We start from the raw sequence: 21912 nt of genomic DNA, 5'->3' as shown, positions 1-21912 counted from the left end.
GCCGATCGTCGGTGTGACTGTCAACCTTCACGGTACCCCGGCCGTGGTCGGCTGTCTGCCGGACGGCGGGGCCGTTCGCTCTAGGCAAAGAGCTGGCGGGTACGGTCACCGCGTAGTCTTGGTTGGGTGACTACAACCCGTGGCGGCCATCCCTCAGAGGACCACGCTCCTGAGCTCTTCACCCGCGGGTTGCCTGCGCAGACAGAAGAAGCGCCAACAGAAGAAAACGAGGACGACGGCGGTCCGGCAGCCCGCGGGGCCCTGCCTGCCCCCGCGCCCCGGGACCGGAAAGTATCCGCCATGCTGCTGGCAGGGATGTCGGCGCTGGGGCTGGGTATCGCCGTCGGCACCCTTCCGGTGCCTTACGTGGTGGAGTCGCCCGGCCCCACGTACAACACGCTGGGCGAAAACCAAGGGAAACCGGTCATCAGCATCACGGGCCGGGATACGTACCCGGCGAAAGGCAACCTGGACCTCACCACCGTCTACGTCGACGGCGGACCCAACGGGCCCGTCAGCATCCTGGATGCTTTCTCCGCCTGGCTTACCCCATCCAAGGCCGTGCACCCGGTGGAACTGATCTACCCGGCGGGCACCACCAAGGAAGAGGCCGAGGAACAGAGTTCCGTGGCCATGACCACGTCCCAGGAAAACGCCGTGGCGTCAGCCCTCAAGGAGCTGGAGATTCCTTTCGGGCAGCAGCTCCAGGCGGCGGCCCTCTCGGAAGGTTCCGCGTCCGCCGGGAAGATCGAGCCCGGGGACATCCTCAAAACCATCAACGGCAAGGACATCACCTCACTGGCCGTTGTCCAGGAGGAGCTGGCGGCAGGAAAAGGAGCGCCGGCCACCGTGGTGGTGGAGCGCGGCGGGCAGCCGGTCCCGGTGGCCATCACCCCCAAGGACAACGGCCAGGGCCGCTTCATCCTGGGAGTGATGCTCAAATACCTGTTCACGTTCCCCTTCACGGTCGACATCTCGCTTGAGAAGGTAGGCGGTCCGAGTGCCGGGCTGATGTTCTCGCTCGGCATTATCGATACCGTCACGCCAGGTGACTTGACAGGCGGCAAGCATATTGCGGGGACCGGGACCATCTCCCCGGACGGCCTCGTGGGACCCATCGGCGGGATCGAGCAGAAAATGCAGGGCGCAAGGGCCGGGGGAGCCACGATGTTCCTCGCGCCGGCCGCAAACTGCCAGGAAGTGGTGGGGCAGGTCCCCGAAGGTCTGCAGGTGGTCCGGGTGGAGAACCTGGCCGAGGCGCGTGACGCCGTCGAACGCGCCGGCAGCGGCCAGGACACATCCGGCCTTCCGGCGTGCACAAGCAACTAGACTGGGCGCAACTAGACTCGACAGGAACTAAGCCTTACCGCCACTCGTGGCAATTGTGACGGACGAAACCAGCTGTTTGACCGGTGCCGGACGTCGCTCGCACGCACGCATCGAATAATCTGACGACCAGCTATGAGGTACCCAGTTTGTCCCGTCCCGCCAGCACCATGTCCACAGGCAGGCCCCCTTCACGACGCGGGGCGTTGACGCCCACCCTGATCGTTGTTGCCCTGGTGGTAGTGGGCTTCATCTTCTTCGCCAACGTCTGGACCGACGTCCTCTGGTACCGCCAGCTCGGCTTCATCGAAGTCTTCGTCACCGAGAACCTGGCCCGGATCGGCATCTTTGCAGCCGGTTTCGCCGTGATGTTCGCGGCGGTCTTCTTCGCCATCCGCATCGCCTACCATGCCAGGCCGGTATACGCGCCCGACTCTGAGATCCGGGACAACCTCAACCGGTACCAGGCGCAGCTGGAACCGGTCCGCCGGGTAGTCATGGTGGGCCTGCCCGTCCTGTTCGGCCTCTTCGCCGGCAGCGCGGTCGCCAGCCAGTGGCAGAAGGTCCTCCTGTTCTTCAACCAGGAGCCCTTCGGGCAAGCGGATCCCGAGTTCAACATGGACATCAGTTTCTACCTGATGACCCTTCCGTTCCTCGGCTTCGTGACAGGGTTCCTGATCAGCGTGGTGGTCATTGCCGGCATCGCAGGCATCCTCACCCACTACCTCTACGGCAGCATCCGGCTGATGGAACGCGGCGTCTTCACCAGCCGGGCGGCGCAGATCCACATCGCCGTCACCGGCGCCTCCTTCCTGGTGCTCCTGGGCATCAACTTCTGGCTTGACCGCTTTACAACAGTGCAGAGCAACAGCGGGCGCTGGGCCGGTGCCCTGTACACGGACGTCAACGCCGTTATCCCCACCAAGGCCATCCTGGCCGTGGCAGCGGTCCTCGTTGCCATCCTGTTCGTCGTCGCAGCGGTGATCGGCAAGTGGCGCCTGCCCGTCATTGGAACCGCGATGCTCGTCATCACGTCCATCCTGGCCGGGGGCGTCTACCCCTGGGTGATCCAGCAGTTCCAGGTCCGCCCCTCCGAAGAGACGCTGGAAAAGGAATACATCCAGCGCAACATCGACAACACGCGGGCTGCCTATGGCCTGGACAAGATCCAGGTGGACCGGTACGACGCCACCAACACGGCCAGCACCGGAGCCCTCGCACCCGATGCCCAGACCACCGCAAACATCAGGCTGCTGGACCCGAACCTGATCTCGGATGCGTTCTCGCAGCTGGAACAGTACCGCCCGTACTACCAGTTCCCGGAAGCCCTCAACGTTGACCGGTACGAGGTGGACGGCAAGATCCAGGACACCGTGATCGCGGTCCGTGAACTGAACCCTGCCAACGTGGCCACCAACCAGCAGGGCTGGCTGAACCAGCATGTTGTGTACACGCACGGATACGGCGTGGTGGCAGCCAAGGGCAACAAGTTCACGGTGGACGGCAAGCCGGAGTTCCTGCAGTCGGGCATCCCGTCAACGGGTGTCCTGGGCGACGACTCCACATATGAACCCCGGATCTACTTCGGCGAGTCCTCGCCGGACTACTCGATCGTGGGTGCGCCTGACGGTGCCCGGGCGCGCGAGCAGGACAGGCCCTCCGGCCGGGAAGGCGAGGGCGAGACCCAGTACACCTTCCAAGGCAACGGCGGACCCAACGTGGGGACGTTCTTCAACCGCGTGCTGTATTCCATCAAGTTCCAGTCCTCGGACCTGCTGCTCTCGGACGGCGTGAACCAGGAGTCGCAGATCCTGTACGACCGAAACCCCCGTGAGCGCGTGGAAAAGGTAGCCCCCTACCTGACCGTCGACGGCAACGCGTACCCCGCAGTGGTGGATGGCCGGGTCAAATGGATCGTGGACGGCTACACCACCAGCCAGTACTACCCGTACTCCCAGCAGGAGCAGCTCTCGGACGCCACCGCTGACACCCAGACCACGTCCGGCCGGGCAGTTGCCCTGCCCAACAGCACCGTCAACTACATCCGGAACTCCGTGAAGGCGACGGTGGATGCGTATGACGGTTCCGTCACGCTCTACGCCTGGGACGACCAGGACCCGCTCCTGAAGTCCTGGCAGAAGGTGTTCCCCTCGACGCTGAAGCCGTACTCGGAAATGTCCGGCGACGTCATGAGCCACGTCCGGTACCCGGAGGACCTGTTCAAGGTCCAGCGCCAGCTCCTGGGGGAGTACCACGTGACCAACCCGTCCACGTTCTACCAGACCAAGGATGTCTGGAGCGTTCCGGCGGATCCCACGGTTGACTCCACCAGCGGCGTCAAGCAGCCGCCGTTCTACATGTCGCTGCAGATGCCGGACCAGGACAAGCCCGCCTTCCAGCTGACCTCGTCGTTCATCCCGCAGATCGTCAACGGAAACGCCCGCAACGTGCTCTACGGCTTCCTGGCCGCCGACTCCGATGCCGGCAACCAGGCAGGGGTTAAGGCCGAGAGCTACGGCAAGCTGCGGCTGCTCCAGATCCCGCCGGAGATCCAGGTCCCCGGCCCGGGCCAGGCGCAGAACAAGTTCAACTCGGACCCCACGGTGTCGCAGGCCCTGAACCTGCTGCGCCAGGGCGCCTCGGAAGTACTCAACGGCAACCTCCTCACCCTTCCGGTGGGCGGCGGCATCCTGTACGTGCAGCCCGTCTACCTCAAGTCCACCGGCGAGACGTCCTACCCCACGCTGCAGCGCGTCCTGGTGGCTTTCGGGGACAAGGTGGGCTTCGCACCCACCCTCGACGAGGCGCTGAAGCAGCTGTTCGGCGGGGACTCCGGAGCTGCTGCCGGCGACTCGGACAACAACGGCCAGACGCCGGCCGGTCCTGCCACCCCTGCCACGCCGGCGGGTGCCGACGCCAAGGCGGAGTTGAAGGCAGCGCTGGACGAAGCCAACGCGGCCATGCAGGCCGGGCAGGCGGCACTGGCTGCCGGTGACTTCGCCGCGTACGGCGAGGCGCAGAACCGGATCGCCGCTGCCCTCAAGAGGGCCGTGGAGGCGGAGGCCAAGATTCCGGTCGCGGCTCCGGAGGCATCTCCGGCGCCGGCGTCCACGGCTACGCCTGAGGCCACGCCTTCGCCCTCGCCCTCGCCGAGCAACTGATGCGCCAGCACGGGGTACCGCCCGGTAGCTGAGGGCATACGACGGCGGGATGCGGCACCTGCTCCTTTCGGGGAGCAGGTGCCGCTTCCGTTAGGGAGACGGACATCACGCCGCCCCGATTTGGCCTGGTGTTCACGTGCCGGTAAAGTAGTTCTTGCGACGCGGGGTGGAGCAGTTCGGTAGCTCGCTGGGCTCATAACCCAGAGGTCACAGGTTCAAATCCTGTCCCCGCAACTGATGGGGAAGCCCGGGCACTGGAAACAGTGTCCGGGCTTTTTTGTTTAATCGGCGCGTGGAAAAAGCGGCCGGCAAAATAGGGTAGAGTTGTTTCAGCGACGCGGGGTGGAGCAGTTCGGTAGCTCGCTGGGCTCATAACCCAGAGGTCACAGGTTCAAATCCTGTCCCCGCAACTATGAAGAAGACCCCGACCGGCATCAGCCGGCCGGGGTCTTCTTTTTCCTTGGATACGAGTAGTTCCTAGTATTCTCTTTCGCAGAGCCTCACACGTCGTGAGTACTTGGCCAGTCATTCTCGAGAGGAATGTTGTTCGATGTCCACACCCACGAAGAAACCCGGTACCGCGGCGGGTAAGCGGTCGCGACTCTACTGGGGGGTCCCTGCCGTCCTGGGCGGACTGGTCCTCGTGGTGTTGATTGCCAAATGGCTGATGGGCCTGCCTGCCATTGCCTCCTTCGTTGCCGACTATCCCGGCCATTCCGAGCTTCCGGACGCTGCCCCCGTGGGCTTTCCTGCCTGGCTTGCCTGGCAGCACTTCCTCAACGCGTTCTTCCTCCTGCTGATCATCCGTACCGGCTGGCAGGTGCGCACCACCACCCGCCCCAGCGGGCACTGGACCCGGAACAACAAAGGGCTGATCAAGACCAAGAACCCGCCCACCAAAATCACCCTTGAGCTGTGGTTCCACTTGACGCTGGATGCCCTGTGGGTCGTCAATGGCCTGGTGTTCGCTGTCCTGCTCTTTGCCACCGGGCAGTGGATGCGGATTGTTCCCACGGGCTGGGATGTTTTCCCCAACGCACTGTCGGCCGCCCTGCAGTATGCCTCCCTGGACTGGCCCACCGAGAACGGCTGGATCAACTACAACGCCCTTCAGCTGCTGACGTACTTCGTGACGGTCTTCGTCGCCGCTCCGCTGGCCTTCATCACCGGCCTCCGTATGTCCGGTGCCTGGCCCAAGAAGGCGGCAAGCCTCAACAGGGCCTTTCCCATCGAGTGGGCACGGGCCGTCCACTTCCCTGTGATGATCTACTTTGTGGCGTTCATCGTGGTGCACGTGTTCCTGGTGCTCGCCACCGGAGCACTTCGCAACCTCAACCACATGTATGGTGTGCAGGACAATGACGGGTGGTTCGGTTTCTGGGTCTTCCTGGCCTCGGTCGTGGTCATGGTGGCCGCCTGGTTCCTGGCCCGGCCGCTCTTCCTGAGACCGGTAGCCTCCCTGATGGGCAAGGTCAGCCGCTGACCAAGGCCAGCCGGCGCTGCTGAGGGTTTCTCAGCTGTCCTTGAGCCGCTGGTAGGCCTCCAGGGCCCGTTCACGGGACTCCGGCAGGTCCACCAGGGGAGCGGGGTATCCCCGCAGCTCGCCACCGGCCTTCCACGGCTCGTGGACGCCTTTCCCGTCCAATTCCGCCAGCTCAGGGATGTAGCGCCGCAGGTAGCTCCCGGCGGCGTCGAACTTCTTGCTCTGGGTCACCGGATTGAAGATCCGGTAGTACGGGGACGCATCCGCTCCCGACGCTGCCACCCACTGCCAGTTGGCGGGATTGCTTGCGGCGTCTGCGTCCACCAAAGTGTCCCAGAACCAGGCCTCCCCGGTCCGCCAGTCTGCCAGGAGGTTCTTGACCAGGAAGGACGCTGCCGCCATCCGCACCCGGTTGTGCATCCAGCCTGTCTGCCAGAGCTGCCGCATGCCGGCATCAACAAACGGGTATCCGGTACGTCCCTGCTGCCAGGCTTCCAGTTCGTCGCTGCCCAGGGACTGCCACTCAAACCGGTCAAACTCCGGCCGGTAGTTGCGGGTGGCAAGTTCCGGGTTGGTGTACAGCAGGTGCCAGCAGAATTCGCGCCAGCCGAGCTCGGAACGGAAAATCCCGACGTCGGCCGGCACCTCCCGTGGAAAGCGGCCGCGGATTTCCCGCCAGACCCTGAAAGGACTGACTTCGCCGAAGCGCAGGTGCGGAGACAGGCGGCTGGTTCCTTCCACGCCGGGCACGTTGCGGCCGGTGCCATAGTCCGCTGCGGGACCGCCCAGGAAATCCTCAAGCCGGCGCTGGGCGCCGTCTTCGCCAGGATCCCAGGTATCGGCCAGCCCGCCGCTCCAGTCGGGGGAGGTGGGCAGGAGGTGCCAGCTCCCGAGGTCGTCCCCGGCAGCGCCTGTTCCCTCAGGCGGGGCCGGCAGATTCCTTGGCGCATCGAGGGGGTCGCGCACCTCACCGTCCGCCAGGCAGGCCCGCCAGAACGGAGTGAACACCTTGTAGGGGCCGCCGGCGCCGGTGCGGACCGTCCATGGCTCAAACAGGAGGTTCGCCTGGTAGCTCGCGGCTTCGATCCCGTTCCCTCCGGCCCACGCCTTGACGGCGGCGTCGACTGTGCGCTCCGGAAGGCTGTAGCGGCGGTTCCAGAACAGATGGCCGGCGTTGGTTTCGGCCGCGAGTTGCCGGATGACGTCCTGGGCGGGACCGCGGCGGAGGAGCAGCCGGGAGCCTTTGGCTTCGAGCGCCGCGCCCAGGGAGGTGAGGGAATGGTGCAGCCACCACCTGGTTGCCCCGCCCAGGGGCCGGATTCCTTCGGACTCCTCGTCGAGGATGAAAAGCACCGTCAGGGGCAGGCCCAGCGCCGCTGCTTCCGCCAGGGCAGGGTTGTCATCCAGCCGAAGGTCGTCGCGAAGCCAGACGATCGAGGTCACACCGGAGGATTCCATAGCACCACGCTACACAGGGACAGGGACAGGAACGGGTAAGGCCAGGGCCGTCCATGGCCCTGGCCTTACCCGTTCTGTTCAGTCGTGGCGGATCGCTCCTCCGCTGTTCAGAGTTTGTCGAAGTCAGCTTCCTCAACGGTTGATGCTGGGGCCGCGGACCCCGAAGCGCCGAGGGCCGGCTTTGATGAATTGCCAGATTTCAGGGCAGCCAGGCGCGCCTCGATCTCAACCTGCTCCCCGAGGTCTTCAAGCTGGTTGAACTGGGCGTCCAGGCTCGAAGCGGCGAGCTCCTGCTGGCCGCGGACCTTGGCTTCTTCGCGGCGGATCTTCTCTTCGAACCGGCCAACCTCGCTGGTGGGGTCCATTATGTCGATGCTCTTGATGGCGTCGTGGACCTGGGACTGGGCTGCCGCGGTCTTGGACCGTGCCACCAGCTCGTTGCGCTTGCTGGTCAGCTGGTTGAGCTTGCCCTTCATCTGGTCCAGCCCGGTCTTCAGCTTCTCCACCACTTCGCGCTGGGAAGCGATGCTCGGCTCCGCGCCCTTTGCCTCATTTTCGGCGGCCATCTGCCGCTGCAGGGCTACCTTGGCAAGGTTGTCGAACTTCTCGGCGTCCACCACGTCGCCGCTGGCGCGGAATTCATCAGCCTTGCGCGAGGCGGCGAGTGCCTTGTTGCCCCAGTCGCGGGCGTTCTTGACGTCCTCGTTGTAGTCGTCCTCGAGCATCCGGAGGTTGCCGATGGTCTGCGCAACGGCGGACTCTGCCTCCGCGATGTTGTTGGTGTAGTCCCGGACCATCTGGTCCAGCATCTTCTGCGGATCCTCAGCGTTGTCCAGCAACGAGTTGACGTTTGCCTTCGCCAGCTGCGCGATGCGGCCGAAAATGGACTGCTTAACCATGGTGTTACCCTTTCGTCCTGCTCTGTGGTGACCACTGAAACCAGTGAACAATTGTGTATGTCCTGCATTCGCCAGCCGTTGTGTCGGCCGGATAGGCCTGGGCGAGCTGAAGCTTAGAAGCTTCCGGAGTCGCCTCCGCCAAAGTCACCGCCACCGAAGTCGCCCCCGCCACCGAAGTCGCCGCCGCCCCAGCCGCCGCCATCATTGTGGCCGCCACCCCAACCGCCGCCAACGCCGCCGTTGAGGATGGAGTTGATCAGGATGCCGCCCAGGATGGCGCCGCCCAGGCCCCCACCGCCGCCGCCGCCGAACATGCCACCGCGGCCGTAGCCCTGGTTGGCGTAGCCGCCAAAGTGGTCCACATCCGCTTGCGCGAGCTGGGCTGCCTGGGCGGCGAGTGCGTGGGCCTGCTGGGCGTAGGTGAGTGCCGTGACCGGATCGGTGCGCGAGATGGACAGCGCGTAGTCGAGGTTCCGCTGCGACTCAGCCAGCCGGGTGCGTGCCTCGGTCCCCACACCGCCGCGGCGGGCGGTGATGTAGTCCGAGGTGGCGCTGATCTGCGCCTGGGCAGACATGATCGTTTGCTGGAGGGAGGCCTGGGCCCGGCGGGCCTGCTCCTGCTGGTCCCTGATGCCGCTGAGGGCCTGGTCAAGCGACTGGTGGGCGGTTTCCACCCGCTGCAGGGTGGCAATAGGGTCAATCTTGCCGCCTTGGATTTCCGCTTTGACCTGGGCCAGGGCGCTTTCAACCCCGGCCACCGGGCCTGCCAGTTCCGGGTGTGCGCCGGACTGGATCATGGCCCTTGCCTGGGCGAGGTCCTGGGAGGTGTCCACAACGGCCGCCTCGAGGCTGTTCCGTGCCTCATCCAGGTTGGACGAGACCTTGGCGATGGCATCCAGGAGGACATTGGTCTGGTGCAGGCTTTCCTCGGCGGCACGGACGGCAACCGCCGCCAGGCTGCCTTCGCCTTCGCTGAGCTTTTGCTGGGCAGTGGCGGTGGCGTTCTGCACGAATGCCAGACGTTCCTTGGCCTGCAGGATGTTGTCCGAAACCTGGGCCAGGGCGCTTTCCGCATACTTGGTGCGGAGGGTCGCCAGGGAGGCTTCGGCGCTGGCGATCTTCGCGTCGGCCTGGCGGGCACCATCATTGACGGTGGCAAGTGCCTGCGGAGCGTTTTTCTCGAGTTCGCGCAGCGCATCGAAGTCGGCCTTCTGCTCCTGCAGGGAAGCCAGCGCGGCCTCGGAACGGCGGATGATCTCGCCCAGCCACGTGCGCTGCTGCTCCTCGGTGTCGGGGATGTGATCGTCCAGCTGTTGCTGCAGTTTGAAGGATTCCGTCATGTGGCCTTTGGCTTCCTCCAGCGCCTTCGTGAAGTTGCCGACGGCGGAATCGCCGTATTGTGCCTGGGCGAAAAGGAGTTCCTGCTCGCTGGACTTGATGGCGTCGTCCGCCTCGATCAGCAGTGAACCACTCTTGCGCCGCAGTTCCTCCACGCTCAGGGATGCCAACGGATCGACGGCGGTGCCCTGCGGGCCGTAGCTGCCGCTGGACGCCTGGACTGCCGCAGCTTTCTTCCGCTTGTTGCGGAAGTAGAGGTACGCGCCGGCACCTCCGGCCGCCACCACGCCTGTTCCTACCAGGACAGCTGCACCGGCTCCGCTATCGGAAGGGACGTTGCCGCTTCCGCCCCGGGCCGCGTCGCCGATCGCCGCCGCTGTGTCAATCGCCGCCTGGGCGAAATCGCGTTTTCCACCGGCCAGGTTAGCCGTTACCGCGTTCTGGCTTATGGCTCCCTGCTTGGACTTGATGGGGCTGGCAGAGTTCAGGACAAAGCTGAACTTTCCGTCGTCTTTAGCTATGGCGAGGATGGCGTCGGACCTGCCCATGCCCTTCTTCGCGGCAACGGCAGCGGCCCAGTCTGCGGGTACTGTCGGGTTGGTGAACGTGTCCACGGTCACGACGTAGAGGTTGTACTTTTCGTCCTTCAGCAGCTTCTGGATTGCTTCCTGGACTTCGCCCTTGCGGCTTCCCAGTACATTCGCGTTGTCCACGATGTTTTGGCCGGACGGGATGGTGACCGGATCCTCCGCCCAGGCCGCTCCGGCGGGTACCGCCAGCAGCCCGGCCAGGCCGATCACGGCGAGGATACGTTTGAACTTTGACCGCATGTGCAACCCTTCAGCACGCCTGACGCCAGTTCGGGACGAACCGGTCATCTCAGAATGCACAGCGCCCCCACGCTTGGTGTGAAGCCGCAGGTCGCTGTGGCAATTCATCTTGATTCTATGGTGCACCCCAGAGCCAGTCCATTGGCCCGACTATGCCACCAGCGAAACGCCAGCCCGCGGGCGCGGGGCGCCAAAAAGGTCTTTCAGCAAGCTCTCAGCAAACATCCGAACTTGTTCCAGCCGGGGAGTCCATAGTTAATGCAGACGAGGATGAAAGGAAGTCCCATGACTGAGAACCAGACGCCCGGGCAGGCCCCGAGGAATGGCGGCGCGGAACGGGATCCCTGGGAGCGCCAGCACCCCGGCCAGCCGGAGGACAATGCTGCGGGACCGCAGCAGTCCGGCGGGGCGGGAACCGGTGAGCGCGGTCCACGGGAGTACCCCACGGAGCGGCTGGACCGGCAAGGGGACAACCCCACGCAGGAGATCCCCGGAGCACCGCGTCCGGTCTATCCCGAGCGGCAGCCGTTCTATGGACAGGGTGCCTCCCAGGAGCCAGCGCCTGGTCACCAGCAGGCACCACCGCAGCCCGGCTACGGTTACTACGGCCAGGGCGGCCAGTATGGAGGCGCGGTGGGCCTTGCCCCCAACCCCAAGGACGCGCCGCGGCGGAAAGCCTCGTTCGGCGTCGGCACGCTGGTGGCCAGCATCCTCGCTGCCGGACTTGTGGGAGGCGGAGTGGCCACGGTTGGTTCCGCGGGACTGGGTAACGCCGGTGCCGGCACCACGGTGGGCAGCAACAGCCAGCCCGGGACGGTCATCGTCAATAACCAGGACAGCGTCAATGCCATCACCGCAGCTGCCGTGAAGGCATCACCCAGCGTGGTGACCATCAGCGCCTCCACCGGCAGCGCCGGCGGCACCGGCTCCGGCATCATCCTCAACGACCAGGGGCATATCCTCACCAACACCCACGTGGTCACCCTGGACGGCCAAACGGCCAACGCAGCCCTCGAAGTGCGGACCAGTGACGGGCGTGTCCTCGGCGCCAAACTCGTGGGCACGGATCCACTGTCCGACCTCGCCGTCATCAAGGTGGACAACGCCTCAGGCCTCACCTCCGCAACCCTGGGCGACTCCGGCAAGCTGAACGTCGGGGACACCGCCATTGCCATCGGTTCGCCCCTGGGCCTGACCGGCACCGTGACGGACGGTATCGTCTCGACCCTCAACAGGACCATCAGCGTGGCCTCCGCCGCCGCACCGGAAGGGGACAAAAGCGAGGACAGCGGCGACGGCTTCCAGTTCGCACCTCCGGGCGGCGGTGAAAGCCAGCAGCCCGCCAACAAGGGCGAGATTGCCATCAACGTCATCCAGACAGACGCCGCCATCAACCCCGGCAACTCCGGCGGCGCCTTGGTAAACAGCAGCGGCGAGATCATCGGCGTGAATGTGGCGATCGCCTCGGCGGGGTCAAGCGCATCATCCACCAGCGGCAACATCGGGGTGGGCTTCAGCATCCCCATCAACCACGCCAAGCGCGTAGCCCAGGAGATCATCGACACAGGCAAGGCATCCCACGGCCAGCTGGGCGTCAGCGTCCGGAAGAAGGCCGCATCCAGCACCTCGTCCGAGTTCTCGGTAGGCGCGGACGTTGCCACGGTGGAAGCGAATTCGGCTGCGGGCAAGGCCGGGATCAAGGTGGGCGACGTCATCACGAAGTTCAATGACCTTGCCATCGGTGAACCGAACCAGCTGACCGCGGCTGTCCGCGAACAGCGTGCCGGCGCCAATGTGAAGATCACCGTCCTGCGCAACGGCGCGGAGCAGACCTTCGACGTCACGCTCGGCACCGCGGCCGGCTAGCAGCGCCAGCCCGGCAAGGCGCCATCAGCAACGCCCGACGGCGGCCGGCGTCCCCACCTTGGGGGCGCCGCCGTCGGACATGGCACGGTAGGAAGGCAGGCGGTGCCCATGTCCAGCCCGCTGACACAGGCGTTAACGGAACAGGGCGCCGGGGCGCGCCTATATGGTTAGCTAGGAGCTACCCGCATGCCGGGCATTCCGCGGCCATGACCCTACCCGGCTGGCTGTCCACAAGCATGGAAGGCTGCTGTAAACACAGTGGAAGATACATTGAAGATCATCGTCCTGGTCAAGCATGTACCGGACGCGCAGTTTGACCGCCACCTCAACGGGGAGGGCTACACGACTGACCGCGACGAGAGCATCCTGTCCGAGCTTGACGAATACGCACTTGAGGCAGCGCTGCAGCTGGCCGAAGCCCGCGGGGGAGTCAAGGCAGGCAACCAGGTCATCGCGCTGAGCATGGGCCCCTCGGGTGCAGTCAACGCCATCAAGAAGGCGCTGCAGATCGGAGCCACGGAGGGCGTGCACCTGACGGATGACGCCCTGGCCGGCTCGGACGCTGCGGCAACGTCCCTGGCATTGGCGGAAACAATCCGGCACCTGGGCAGCGTGGACCTGGTTATCACCGGCATGGCGTCAACCGACGGTGAAACCTCCCTGGTCCCCGCCCAGCTCGCGGAACGGCTCGGCCTGCCCCAGGTGACCTTCGCTTCCACGCTGGAGGTGGACGGCGGACGCCTCACCGCACGCCGCGACGCGGATACGTCGTCCGAGACGGTCGAGGCCCCGCTCCCCGCTGTTGTCTCCGTGACGGACCAGATCAACGAGCCGCGCTACCCCAATTTCAAGGGCATCATCGCAGCCAAGCGCAAGAGCATCACCACACTCTCGCTCGCTGACATTGGAGTGGACCCGGCGCAGGTGGGACACGCCGGTTCCTGGACCCGTGTGCTCAGCGCCGAGGAACGCCCGCCCCGGACAGCCGGCACCATCATCACCGACGAAGGCGACGCCGGCATCAAGCTCGTTGACTTCCTGGCCGCCCAGAAGCTGCTCTAAGAGGGACCACAGACATGGCAAACGTACTTGTATTCATTGACAACCCCGGGGCTGCGCTCAAGAAGGGCAGCCTGGAGCTGCTCACCCTGGGCCGCTCCCTCGGCCAGACGGCCGTTGCGCTGAACGGCAAGCTGCACGACGACGTCGCAGCCACCTTCGCTGAGTACGGCGTCACCTCGGTGCTGCTCCCCGCAGCAGAGGACCTCGACGACTTCCTCGTCGCCCCCAAGGCGGCCTACCTGGCAGCTGCGGCCGGGCACGTGGGCGCGGACATCGTCCTGCTGGACAATTCCCCTGAGGGCAAGGAGATCGCCGCCCGTGCCGGCATCCGCCTGAACGCCGGCGTTATCACCGATGTGGTTGCCGTGGACGCTGACGGCACCGCGCACAAGTCCGTCCTCGCGGGTTCCTACAACACCGCCTGCAAGGCCTCCACCGCGGTCAGCGTGCTGACGGTGAAGGCCAACAACGTCAGCCCGGAACCGGCTGCGTCGCCAAGCTCGCCGGAGACCACCACGGTGGAGGTTCCCGCCGGCAGCACGGCCGCGGCGGCCCGGATCACCGCCCGTGAGCAGAAAGTGGCAAGCGGCCGCCCGGACCTGACCGACGCCCGCATCGTGGTCGCCGGCGGCCGCGGCCTTGACGGCGACTTCACCCCCGTGGAGGAACTTGCCGACGCCCTCGGGGCAGCCGTGGGCGCCTCCCGCGCGGCCACCGACGCCGGCTGGATCAGCCATGATGCGCAGGTGGGGCAGACAGGCAAGACCGTGTCCCCACAGCTTTACATCTCCGCGGGAATCTCCGGCGCCATCCAGCAGAAGGCCGGCATGCAGACGGCGAAGGTGATCGTGGCCATCAACAAGGACGCTGAGTCGCCGGTTTTCGAGATCGCCGACTTCGGCATCGTCGGAGACCTCTTCGACGTCCTCCCGCAGGCCACCGCTGAAATCAAGAAGCGAAAAGGCTGACTCCTTGACTGCCTCTCCTGCAAGGGAACAGAGCCCGTTCAGTCCGGACCTACACCGGGTTGGGCGGGTGCTCTGTTTCGCGGCACATCCTGACGACATTGACTTCGGTGCTGCGGGGACCATCGCTGCCTGGACCGCGGCCGGCGTCCAGGTCAGCTACTGCATCATGACCGATGGTGACGCCGGCGGCTTCGACCCGGCACACCGGGCGGACATCATCGCTCTGCGCGACGCAGAACAGCGCCGGGCCGCCGAAGTGGTGGGAGTCACGGATATCCACTACCTCCACCAGCGGGACGGCTACCTGGAACCGTCGCACGAGGTGATGAAGGGAGTGGTGAAGCTGATCCGCGAGATCCGTCCCGACGTCGTGCTTTCCATGCATCCGGAACGCAACTGGAAAAGGATCCAGAAGAGCCACCCCGACCACCTGGCCGTAGGCGAAGCCGTGACGCGCGCCGTGTACCCGGCGGTGGAGAACCCCTTCGCCTACCCTGAACTCGCCGAAGCCGGCCTGGCTTCCTACAAGCTTCCCTGGCTGTGGCTCTACGCCGGGCCCGAGGAACGGGAGAACCACTTCGTGGACGTCACGGAGCACGTGGAGTCCAAGCTCCAGGCGATCCACGTCCATGTCAGCCAGCATCCCGACGTGGAGGCCATGGAAGCCACGGTCCGGCGGGGGATGCACACGAATGCCGCACGGGCCGGACTCGCGGAAGGGCGAAGCGCCGAAGCCTTCCACGTGGTGGCCGTCAACGGTCCGGGAACCATCGCCGGTTTCTAGGCAGAGGGAAGACCACAACGGAAAACGCCCCGCTCCATGTCCTTCCTGGAAGGTGGAGCGGGGCGTTTTCGGTTGGTGCGGCAGCCTGCTTTACGCGCCCAGGGGTGCGGCAGCGACAGTGGGCAGGGTGGGGGACTTCGATCCGCCCACGGGCTCGACCGTAATGCCCAGCGCGGCGGCGGAGGAAATGCCCTCCACCACAGCCGGCTTGGAGAGGGCTTCCTCGTCCATAAGGCCTTGGGAAACGGGCGCCGAGCCATCCTTGGGAATCAGCCACATCTGGTACACCTTGCCCGCGGGCGGTGCGGGAACGCCATTCATCCTGACGACGGCGGCATCCTCCGAGGACGAGATCAGCAGCGTGGCGGTACCGCCGCCGGCCACATCCACCGAAGCCTCCCGCATATCCCCGGCCCGGACCACCTGGTTGATGGGATCGTTCTGGTCCGCAATGTAGGAACCCACACCCACGCCGCCCAGGGCAATGGCCGCCGCCGCGGCCACTCCGGCGAGCCAGCGGCGGGCGCCGGAAGGCCGGCGGCGTTCCTCCCTGCGCTGCCGCGCCTTGGCGAGCTCGTCCCCAGTGGTGGACGGCCCTGGTGCCGGCGGCCCGGCAGGTCCCGCGGCCGGGGCCGGTGCGCCCGCGTCCGCCGGGTTGTCCTGGGCAGGGAGTTGGGCAACGATGCGGTCGAAAAGGTCGGCAGGTGGCTCTTCCTCGGCCCGGAAGGTCCTGGCCAGGGTTTCCCTGGCCTGGCGAACGCGTTCGAAAAAGAGTGTACGTTCCGACGCCGGGGCTGCCGAGATGTACTGCTCGATCGCACGGCGTTCTTTTTCGGTCACCGCGTCCAGGGCATAGAGCTCTGCGAGGTCCACAGCCCGGCCGGAAGCCAGGTCCATGGCAACGGTGTCGCCAAAGGAACCGGAACGGCCACTGCGGCCATGGTTCATGTCAGTCATCTCAACTCACCCCCAGACAGGTCTTCAGCCGGATCAGTCCATCGCGGATCCGGGATTTTATGGTCGGTACTGCTGCGTTCAGTCGTTCGGCGACTTCCCGGTACGTGAGGCCGCCGTAATAGGCCAGGCGGACCGATTCCTGCTGCGTCTCGGTCAGCGTGCCCAGGCACCGGACTACCGCCTCGGCCTCCAGCCTGCTCCCCACCTGGTCCGCCACGGTGTCGTGGTCGATGTCCTGGGTGCTGGCGCCGTATTTGGCTTCCCGGTCGGTGGAGGACTGCGAGGACCGGACCCTGTCCACAGCGCGGCGGTGCGAAATGGTCATCAACCAGGAGAGCGGGCTCCCGGCTTTGGGATCGAATTTGGCCGCGTTCTGCCACACCTGGAGGAAGACCTCCTGCGTGGTGTCTTCACTGAGTTCGGGATCGATCAGCACGCGGCGTGCCATGCCGAAAACCCGGCGTGACGTAAGTTGGTAGAACTCGGCGAAGGCTGCCTGGTCACCCCTGCCTATGGCTTCCAGCAGGACTGAAAGCCGGTGGCTGAGGTCGGCAGGCGGGTCTGTCACCGCGGCCGGCGCCTCGGCATGCGGGGCCTCGGAATGCGGGGCATTGGGGGTTTCCATTACTACCAAGCATAAGTCTCCGGATCGCGAATCCTCAGCCGTGCCGCCACGGCTGCTGCGGGAGGTCCTGGAACGTGACTCCAGCAATGTCACCTGCAGCTCCTTGAACACGGTGGAATGTTGTCGGGAGTAGTTCGGCGCCGCCGCGGGGGCGGATGGGTTGGCTGCGAAATAAGTTGCGGCCCGTCAGCCGGGGTGCCTGGAACCCCGCAGGTCAGATTTTGGCGCCCGCGAACCCCTGCTGGCGCCAGGCCTCGTAAACAGCAATGGAGGCGGCGTTGGCCAGGTTCAGGGAACGCAGGGCCGGCAGCATGGGCAACCGGACGGTGGAGGTGACGTGGGGGTCCTCCTTCAGTTCTGCCGGCAGCCCGACGGACTCCCGTCCGAACATCAGCACGTCTCCGGGCTGGTAGGAGATGTCCGCGTAGCTGGCGGTCCCGTCCGAGGTGAACGCGTACACCCGTTCCGGCTGCAGGTGCTGCCAGGCGTCCTCGATGTTCCGGTGCACGGTGACGACGGCGAGGTCGTGGTAGTCGAGGCCTGCCCGGCGGAGCTTCGCATCCGAGAAATCAAAGCCGAGCGGTTCCACGAGGTGCAGTTCAGCGCCGGTGATGGCAGCCAGCCGGATGGCGTTGCCGGTATTGCCGGGGATTTCGGGGGCGTGGAAAAGGATGCGGAACACGCTTCCATCCTAGCCACCGTTGCAGGTGCCACCGCGTTCAGTGCACGCGGCGATCAGTGCATCCCGCGCAGCAGCCTGGCCAACACGGGAACGTTCACCGTATTGGGCGCCGGTCCGGAGGCAAGGAATTCCTTGAGCCCGCGCACCATCCCTGCGGCATTGACCACCTGGACGGTTTCGAGCCCGCCCGCCTGCCGGCGGTGGTTGTCGATTACCGGCTCGTGGAGGTTGCCGCCAGGACTGAGCACCACGGTCCAGCCCGTCACGTTCAGCTCGGGGAAGATGTCCTGCATGGCCCGCACCACGTGCGCCAGTTGCGGCGGGGGGATGGCACGGCCGCCGTGGTTCAGCGTCCGGCCGTCCCAGGCGTAGGCGCCTTTGGGCAGCAGCATGGAGCCGATGAGCGCCAGCCGGTAACCGGACAGCACGGCGTGGTCGATGTGGCTGTTGTCCGCGGGGGACTGGAGGCCGTTGATGAGCCTGGCCGCCGGAATTGCCGGCAGGACCTGGCGGGTGAGGAGTTGGACGGTGCGCATCTCCCGCTGGATGCGTGCCTCGGCACCGAATATTCCCCGTTTCCGGGGCATGCCGTGGACCTGCTGGCTGGCGAGTGCCAGCGGGATAAGGGGAACGTCGCCGGCAGGAACGCCCTCGTAGGCCGGGACGTACACCGGGGGATCGCCGGCGGTGTTGCGGGCGTTGCCTGGCCGGTGCACGGTGGCCGAAGCCCGGCTGCCGGCCGGCGGGGCGTCGAAATGCGGCTCCCTGTCGGCGGCCTCGTCACCGCGGATGGTGCCGGCGGCGTAGGAGCGGTCGTACGCTTTCCTGCGGGTGGGATCGATCAGGGTTTCATAGGCCCTGGTCACCCGCCGGAATGCCGCGGCATCGCCGCCGTGATCCGGGTGGGCCGTGCGGGCAGCCCGGCGGTAAGCCACCTTGATTTCCTTTTCCGTGGCTGTCACAGGCACCCGAAGCACCTGGTAATACGAGCTGCTGCTCTCGGTCAAGCACCCATCCTTCCCCTGATTCGGCCAGTCCTCGCAGGTAGCCCGGTCCGCACAGTTTAACGGCCCGTCCTGAACAACGACGTTCCGGCCCTCCATGGTTCCCTGTGGCAAGCCGGGACCGGCGTGAAGATACCTGTGCCGGGGTATTGGCCCGGGCAGATGCCTCTAGACTCGTGCATGCGCGGCCGTCACGGCCGCCGCGGGATACATGGGGGTGGGAATGGACATGCCGACGACGGCGGGAACGGCCGGCGGGGCGAGGCGGCGGACAGTGCCGCTGCTGGCAGCCGCCCTGGGGGCCGTGCTCGCGGGCGGCTGCAGCGTTGAAGTGCGTGATCCCGCCGCTCCGGAACCCGTGGCCAGCACGCCTGCCGTGGCCACGCCCACCATCACGCCGGGCCACGACGCCGAGGCAGTGGCAGGCCAGGACCTGCCGTTCGGTGCGGGCGGCATCCTGGCCCCCGGCGTGCCCGTTGGAATCTCGGATGGACTCAAGGAAGCCCCTGGCTGGAAGGCACAGAGCCGCAACGTCGCGGGCGAAAGCAGGTACATCAAGGCCGACGGATGCCTGGTGGCCGCTAAAGTGCGCACCGGCCAGGCCGCCCTGGCCCGTGGTGATGACCGGGAATCGACCATTGCCCTCTTTGAATACCTGGATCCGTCCATCCTGCCCGGCTACCTGACGACCGAAACCCTGCGGTGGGGCGCAAACCCGGAAGGTCCAGGGCACACGGTGGAGGTGCTGGCCCTGGACCAGGCAGCGCAGCCGGACGGCAGGGCAACGTCGGTGCTGGCCCGGCTTTTCGGTACCGCCGGCTCGTCGGTCTATGTCTCCATCTCCTGCCCGGACGCAGCCTCGCTCGCAGCCGCCAGGGCCGACGTCGTACGTTTCCTCCCCGTGCTCCCGCCCTCCTCCTAGCCGGCCCCGGGACGCAGCACCTCCTGCCTCGGGGCATGGCCGGTAGAATTGGGGGGTGCCCGTTTACCTCGATCATGCCGCAACCACCCCCCTCGCACCTGAGGCGCTGGCTGTGCTGACGCGTGAGCTCGCGCGCACCGGCAACCCCTCATCCCTGCACGGCTCCGGCCGCCGGGCCCGCCGGGCGGTGGAGGATGCGCGGGAGGCAATTGCCGCTGCGGCGGGGGCCCACCCCTCCGAAGTCATCTTCACCTCGGGGGGCACGGAGTCTGACAACCTGGCCGTCAAGGGCCTCTACTGGTCCCGGGTGGCAGAAAACCCCGCGCGGCGGCGCATCCTGTGTTCCGCCGTTGAGCACCATGCCGTCATGGACACCGTGGAGTGGCTCGAGCGGCACGAAGGCGCCGAGGTGGCATGGCTTCCCGTGGACAGCAACGGGGTGGTGGACCTGGCCGCCCTTGAAGCGGAACTCTCCCGCGACCCGGACACCATCGCGCTGGCGACGGTCATGTGGGCAAACAATGAAGTGGGCACCATCCAGCCCATTGGCCGGATCGTGGAACTGGCCCATGCAGCCGGGGTGCCGGTGCACTCGGACGCGGTACAGGCGTTCGGTTCCCTTCCGGTGGACTTCAAGGCGTCGGGCCTGGACGCCATGTCAATCTCCGGCCACAAAATCGGCGGACCGGTGGGGGTCGGCGCCCTCCTGCTCGGGCGCGCGGTGAAACTGACACCCGTCCAGCACGGCGGCGGCCAGGAACGCGACGTCCGTAGCGGCACGCTGGATACCGCCTCCATAGCGGCCTTCGCCGCGGCGGCGGAAAAGGCTGCGGCCACCCTGGGTGCGGAATCTGAACGCATCTCGGCCCTCCGTGACCGGCTGGTTGACGGCGTGCGGGACCTGGTACCGGAAGCCGTCCTGCGGGGTGCCGAGGGGAGCGGCCGGCTCCCCGGCAACGCGCACTTCACCTTCCCCGGCTGCGAGGGGGACTCCCTGCTGTTCCTCCTGGACCTTGCCGGGGTGGAGTCATCCACCGGTTCTGCCTGCACGGCAGGGGTGCCCAGGCCTTCGCATGTCCTGCTGGCCATGGGCCTGGACGAGGAGACCGCACGCGGAGCGCAGCGGTTCACCTTGGGCCACGCGTCGGTAGGGGCCGACGTTGATGCGCTGCTGGCGGCGCTTCCGGACGCCTATGCGCGGGCGCGCCAGGCGGGCATGGCAGGGCACGAGTCCAGCATCCAGACCGCAGGAACCCTGTCCCGCCAAGGTTCACCCGGCCGCTGATCCTGTTTTCGGCGGAGGCCGTAGAATAGGTAGGCGAAGATCGTTTCCCGGAAGCCGGCCTGCCCGGGCCGCCCATACCGCCTTGAGCCGGAAACACCCCAACAGAAAGCCACTATGCGAGTTCTAGCAGCCATGAGCGGCGGAGTTGACTCCGCCGTTGCCGCCGCCCGCGCCGTCGAGGCAGGGCATGACGTCGTCGGCGTCCACCTGGCGCTGTCGCGCATGCCCGGCACGCTGCGCACCGGAAGCCGGGGCTGCTGCACCATTGAAGACTCCCGCGACGCATGGCGCGCCTGCGATGTGCTGGGCATTCCGTACTACGTCTGGGATTTCTCCGAGCGGTTCAAGGAAGACGTTGTCCAGGACTTCATCGACGAATACGCCGCCGGCCGCACGCCCAACCCCTGCATGCGCTGCAACGAACGGATCAAGTTCGCGGCGCTGCTGGAAAAGGCCATCGCCCTGGGTTTCGACGCCGTCTGCACAGGCCACTACGCGAAGGTCATCGAGGACGCAGACGGGAACCGCGAACTGCACCGCGCGGCCGACTGGGCCAAGGACCAGAGCTACGTCCTGGGTGTCCTGACCCACGAGCAGCTCAAGCACTCGATGTTCCCGCTCGCCGACACGCCGTCCAAGGCTGAAGTACGTGCGGAGGCTGAGCGGCGCGGCCTGTCCGTCGCCAACAAGCCGGACAGCCACGACATCTGCTTCATCCCCGACGGCGACACTGCCGGCTGGCTCGCTGAAAAGATCGACATGTCCACCGGCGACATCGTTGATGAAACGGGCGCCAAGGTGGGCGAACACCCCGGTGCCAACGCCTTCACCGTCGGCCAGCGCCGCGGGCTGAAACTGGGGACGCCCGCTGCCGACGGCAAGCCGCGGTTCGTCCTTGAGATCCGGCCCAAGGAAAACAAGGTTGTGGTTGGCCCCGAGGCACTGCTGGCCATTGACGAGATCCGCGGCATCAAGGTCTCCTGGGCCGGGCTGCCCATCGCCGAAGTGGGGACCGGCGAGGAGTTCGAATGCCACGCCCAGGTCCGTGCCCACGGGGATCCCGTTCCTGCCACGGCCCGCATGGAGCCGGCCGGACAGGATGCGGAAGCGGCTGGAGACCAGCTTGTTGTCCGGCTCACCACCCCGCTGCGGGGAGTGGCCCCCGGCCAGACGATCGTCCTTTACCAAGGCAGCCGGGTGCTGGGCCAGGCAACGATCGACGCCGCCCGCTCCCTTCAGCGCGCCGAACTTTAGGCCATCAG

At 66.3% G+C, this 21912-nt stretch carries 17 protein-coding genes and 2 tRNA genes; 12 read left to right on the top strand and 7 right to left on the bottom strand.

Annotated features, from left to right (window positions below; genetic code table 11):
- The first annotated feature begins 300 nt into the window (after window positions 1-300).
- From KTR40_RS12350 to KTR40_RS12330, 5 genes are all read left to right on the top strand, one after another.
- On the top strand, window positions 301-1329 hold the full coding sequence (locus KTR40_RS12350; RefSeq protein ID WP_228406130.1) for a PDZ domain-containing protein: 1029 nt from the start codon (window positions 301-303) through the stop codon (window positions 1327-1329).
- Window positions 1330-1496: 167 nt separating this feature from the next.
- On the top strand, window positions 1497-4487 hold the full coding sequence (locus KTR40_RS12345; RefSeq protein WP_228406128.1) for a UPF0182 family protein: 2991 nt from the start codon (window positions 1497-1499) through the stop codon (window positions 4485-4487).
- Between the two features lie 160 nt (window positions 4488-4647).
- A tRNA-Met gene (locus tag KTR40_RS12340) sits at window positions 4648-4721 on the top strand.
- 102 nt (window positions 4722-4823) lie between these two features.
- Window positions 4824-4897 (top strand) — tRNA-Met (locus KTR40_RS12335).
- A 140-nt stretch (window positions 4898-5037) separates the two neighbouring features.
- Complete coding sequence (locus tag KTR40_RS12330) at window positions 5038-5970, top strand: cytochrome b/b6 domain-containing protein (protein ID WP_139029745.1); 933 nt, start codon at window positions 5038-5040, stop codon at window positions 5968-5970.
- A gap of 30 nt (window positions 5971-6000) precedes the next feature.
- Here the strand turns inward: KTR40_RS12330 and KTR40_RS12325 are convergent, their stop codons facing one another.
- The 3 genes from KTR40_RS12325 to KTR40_RS12315 all read right to left on the bottom strand — a co-directional run bounded on the left by KTR40_RS12325 (window position 6001) and on the right by KTR40_RS12315 (window position 10495).
- Window positions 6001-7428, bottom strand: coding sequence for a deoxyribodipyrimidine photo-lyase (locus KTR40_RS12325; protein ID WP_228403925.1), 1428 nt, complete (start codon window positions 7426-7428; stop codon window positions 6001-6003).
- A 107-nt stretch (window positions 7429-7535) separates the two neighbouring features.
- Window positions 7536-8327, bottom strand: coding sequence for a PspA/IM30 family protein (locus KTR40_RS12320; protein ID WP_139029743.1), 792 nt, complete (start codon window positions 8325-8327; stop codon window positions 7536-7538).
- A gap of 113 nt (window positions 8328-8440) precedes the next feature.
- Complete coding sequence (locus KTR40_RS12315) at window positions 8441-10495, bottom strand: TPM domain-containing protein (protein WP_228403924.1); 2055 nt, start codon at window positions 10493-10495, stop codon at window positions 8441-8443.
- Between the two features lie 285 nt (window positions 10496-10780).
- Between KTR40_RS12315 and KTR40_RS12310 the strand changes: the two genes are divergently transcribed.
- From KTR40_RS12310 to KTR40_RS12295, 4 genes are all read left to right on the top strand, one after another.
- A complete protein-coding gene (locus KTR40_RS12310; protein WP_228403923.1) occupies window positions 10781-12361 on the top strand; it encodes a S1C family serine protease in 1581 nt (526 codons plus the stop codon).
- Between the two features lie 270 nt (window positions 12362-12631).
- Entirely contained in the window at window positions 12632-13423 is a 792-nt protein-coding gene (locus KTR40_RS12305) for an electron transfer flavoprotein subunit beta/FixA family protein (RefSeq protein ID WP_228406126.1), read from the top strand.
- A 14-nt stretch (window positions 13424-13437) separates the two neighbouring features.
- Window positions 13438-14391 (top strand): electron transfer flavoprotein subunit alpha/FixB family protein, encoded by a 954-nt coding sequence (locus tag KTR40_RS12300; RefSeq protein WP_228403922.1) that lies wholly within the window; start codon window positions 13438-13440, stop codon window positions 14389-14391.
- Between the two features lie 4 nt (window positions 14392-14395).
- Complete coding sequence (locus KTR40_RS12295; protein WP_228403921.1) at window positions 14396-15175, top strand: PIG-L deacetylase family protein; 780 nt, start codon at window positions 14396-14398, stop codon at window positions 15173-15175.
- 90 nt (window positions 15176-15265) lie between these two features.
- Here KTR40_RS12295 and KTR40_RS12290 read toward each other — a convergent pair whose 3' ends face one another.
- The 4 genes from KTR40_RS12290 to KTR40_RS12275 all read right to left on the bottom strand — a co-directional run bounded on the left by KTR40_RS12290 (window position 15266) and on the right by KTR40_RS12275 (window position 18446).
- The gene (locus tag KTR40_RS12290; protein WP_370633130.1) at window positions 15266-16132 is read right to left on the bottom strand and encodes an anti-sigma factor domain-containing protein; all 867 of its coding nucleotides are present in this window, start codon (window positions 16130-16132) and stop codon (window positions 15266-15268) included.
- 1 nt (window position 16133) lies between these two features.
- Window positions 16134-16757 carry a sigma-70 family RNA polymerase sigma factor gene (locus KTR40_RS12285; RefSeq protein WP_228403920.1) on the bottom strand — a complete coding sequence of 208 codons (624 nt, stop codon included), beginning with the start codon at window positions 16755-16757 and terminating at the stop codon, window positions 16134-16136.
- Window positions 16758-16971: 214 nt separating this feature from the next.
- The gene (locus KTR40_RS12280) at window positions 16972-17439 is read right to left on the bottom strand and encodes a tRNA (cytidine(34)-2'-O)-methyltransferase (RefSeq protein ID WP_228403919.1); all 468 of its coding nucleotides are present in this window, start codon (window positions 17437-17439) and stop codon (window positions 16972-16974) included.
- A 53-nt stretch (window positions 17440-17492) separates the two neighbouring features.
- The gene (locus tag KTR40_RS12275) at window positions 17493-18446 is read right to left on the bottom strand and encodes a J domain-containing protein (protein WP_228403918.1); all 954 of its coding nucleotides are present in this window, start codon (window positions 18444-18446) and stop codon (window positions 17493-17495) included.
- 220 nt (window positions 18447-18666) lie between these two features.
- On the opposite strand from KTR40_RS12275, the gene KTR40_RS12270 reads away from it, so the two are divergent.
- The 3 genes from KTR40_RS12270 to mnmA all read left to right on the top strand — a co-directional run bounded on the left by KTR40_RS12270 (window position 18667) and on the right by mnmA (window position 21904).
- Window positions 18667-19365: a hypothetical protein gene (locus KTR40_RS12270; protein WP_370633129.1), complete on the top strand. Its 699-nt coding sequence runs from the start codon at window positions 18667-18669 to the stop codon at window positions 19363-19365.
- Between the two features lie 55 nt (window positions 19366-19420).
- Window positions 19421-20650: a cysteine desulfurase family protein gene (locus KTR40_RS12265; RefSeq protein WP_228403916.1), complete on the top strand. Its 1230-nt coding sequence runs from the start codon at window positions 19421-19423 to the stop codon at window positions 20648-20650.
- Window positions 20651-20764: 114 nt separating this feature from the next.
- On the top strand, window positions 20765-21904 hold the full coding sequence (gene mnmA / locus KTR40_RS12260; protein ID WP_139029735.1) for a tRNA 2-thiouridine(34) synthase MnmA: 1140 nt from the start codon (window positions 20765-20767) through the stop codon (window positions 21902-21904).
- Window positions 21905-21912: the final 8 nt, after the last annotated feature.

Origin of the sequence: Pseudarthrobacter sp. L1SW (assembly GCF_020809045.1) — a bacterium.
Classification (GTDB): Bacteria; Actinomycetota; Actinomycetes; order Actinomycetales; family Micrococcaceae; genus Arthrobacter.
This window is presented reverse-complemented; position numbering and strand designations above follow the sequence as displayed.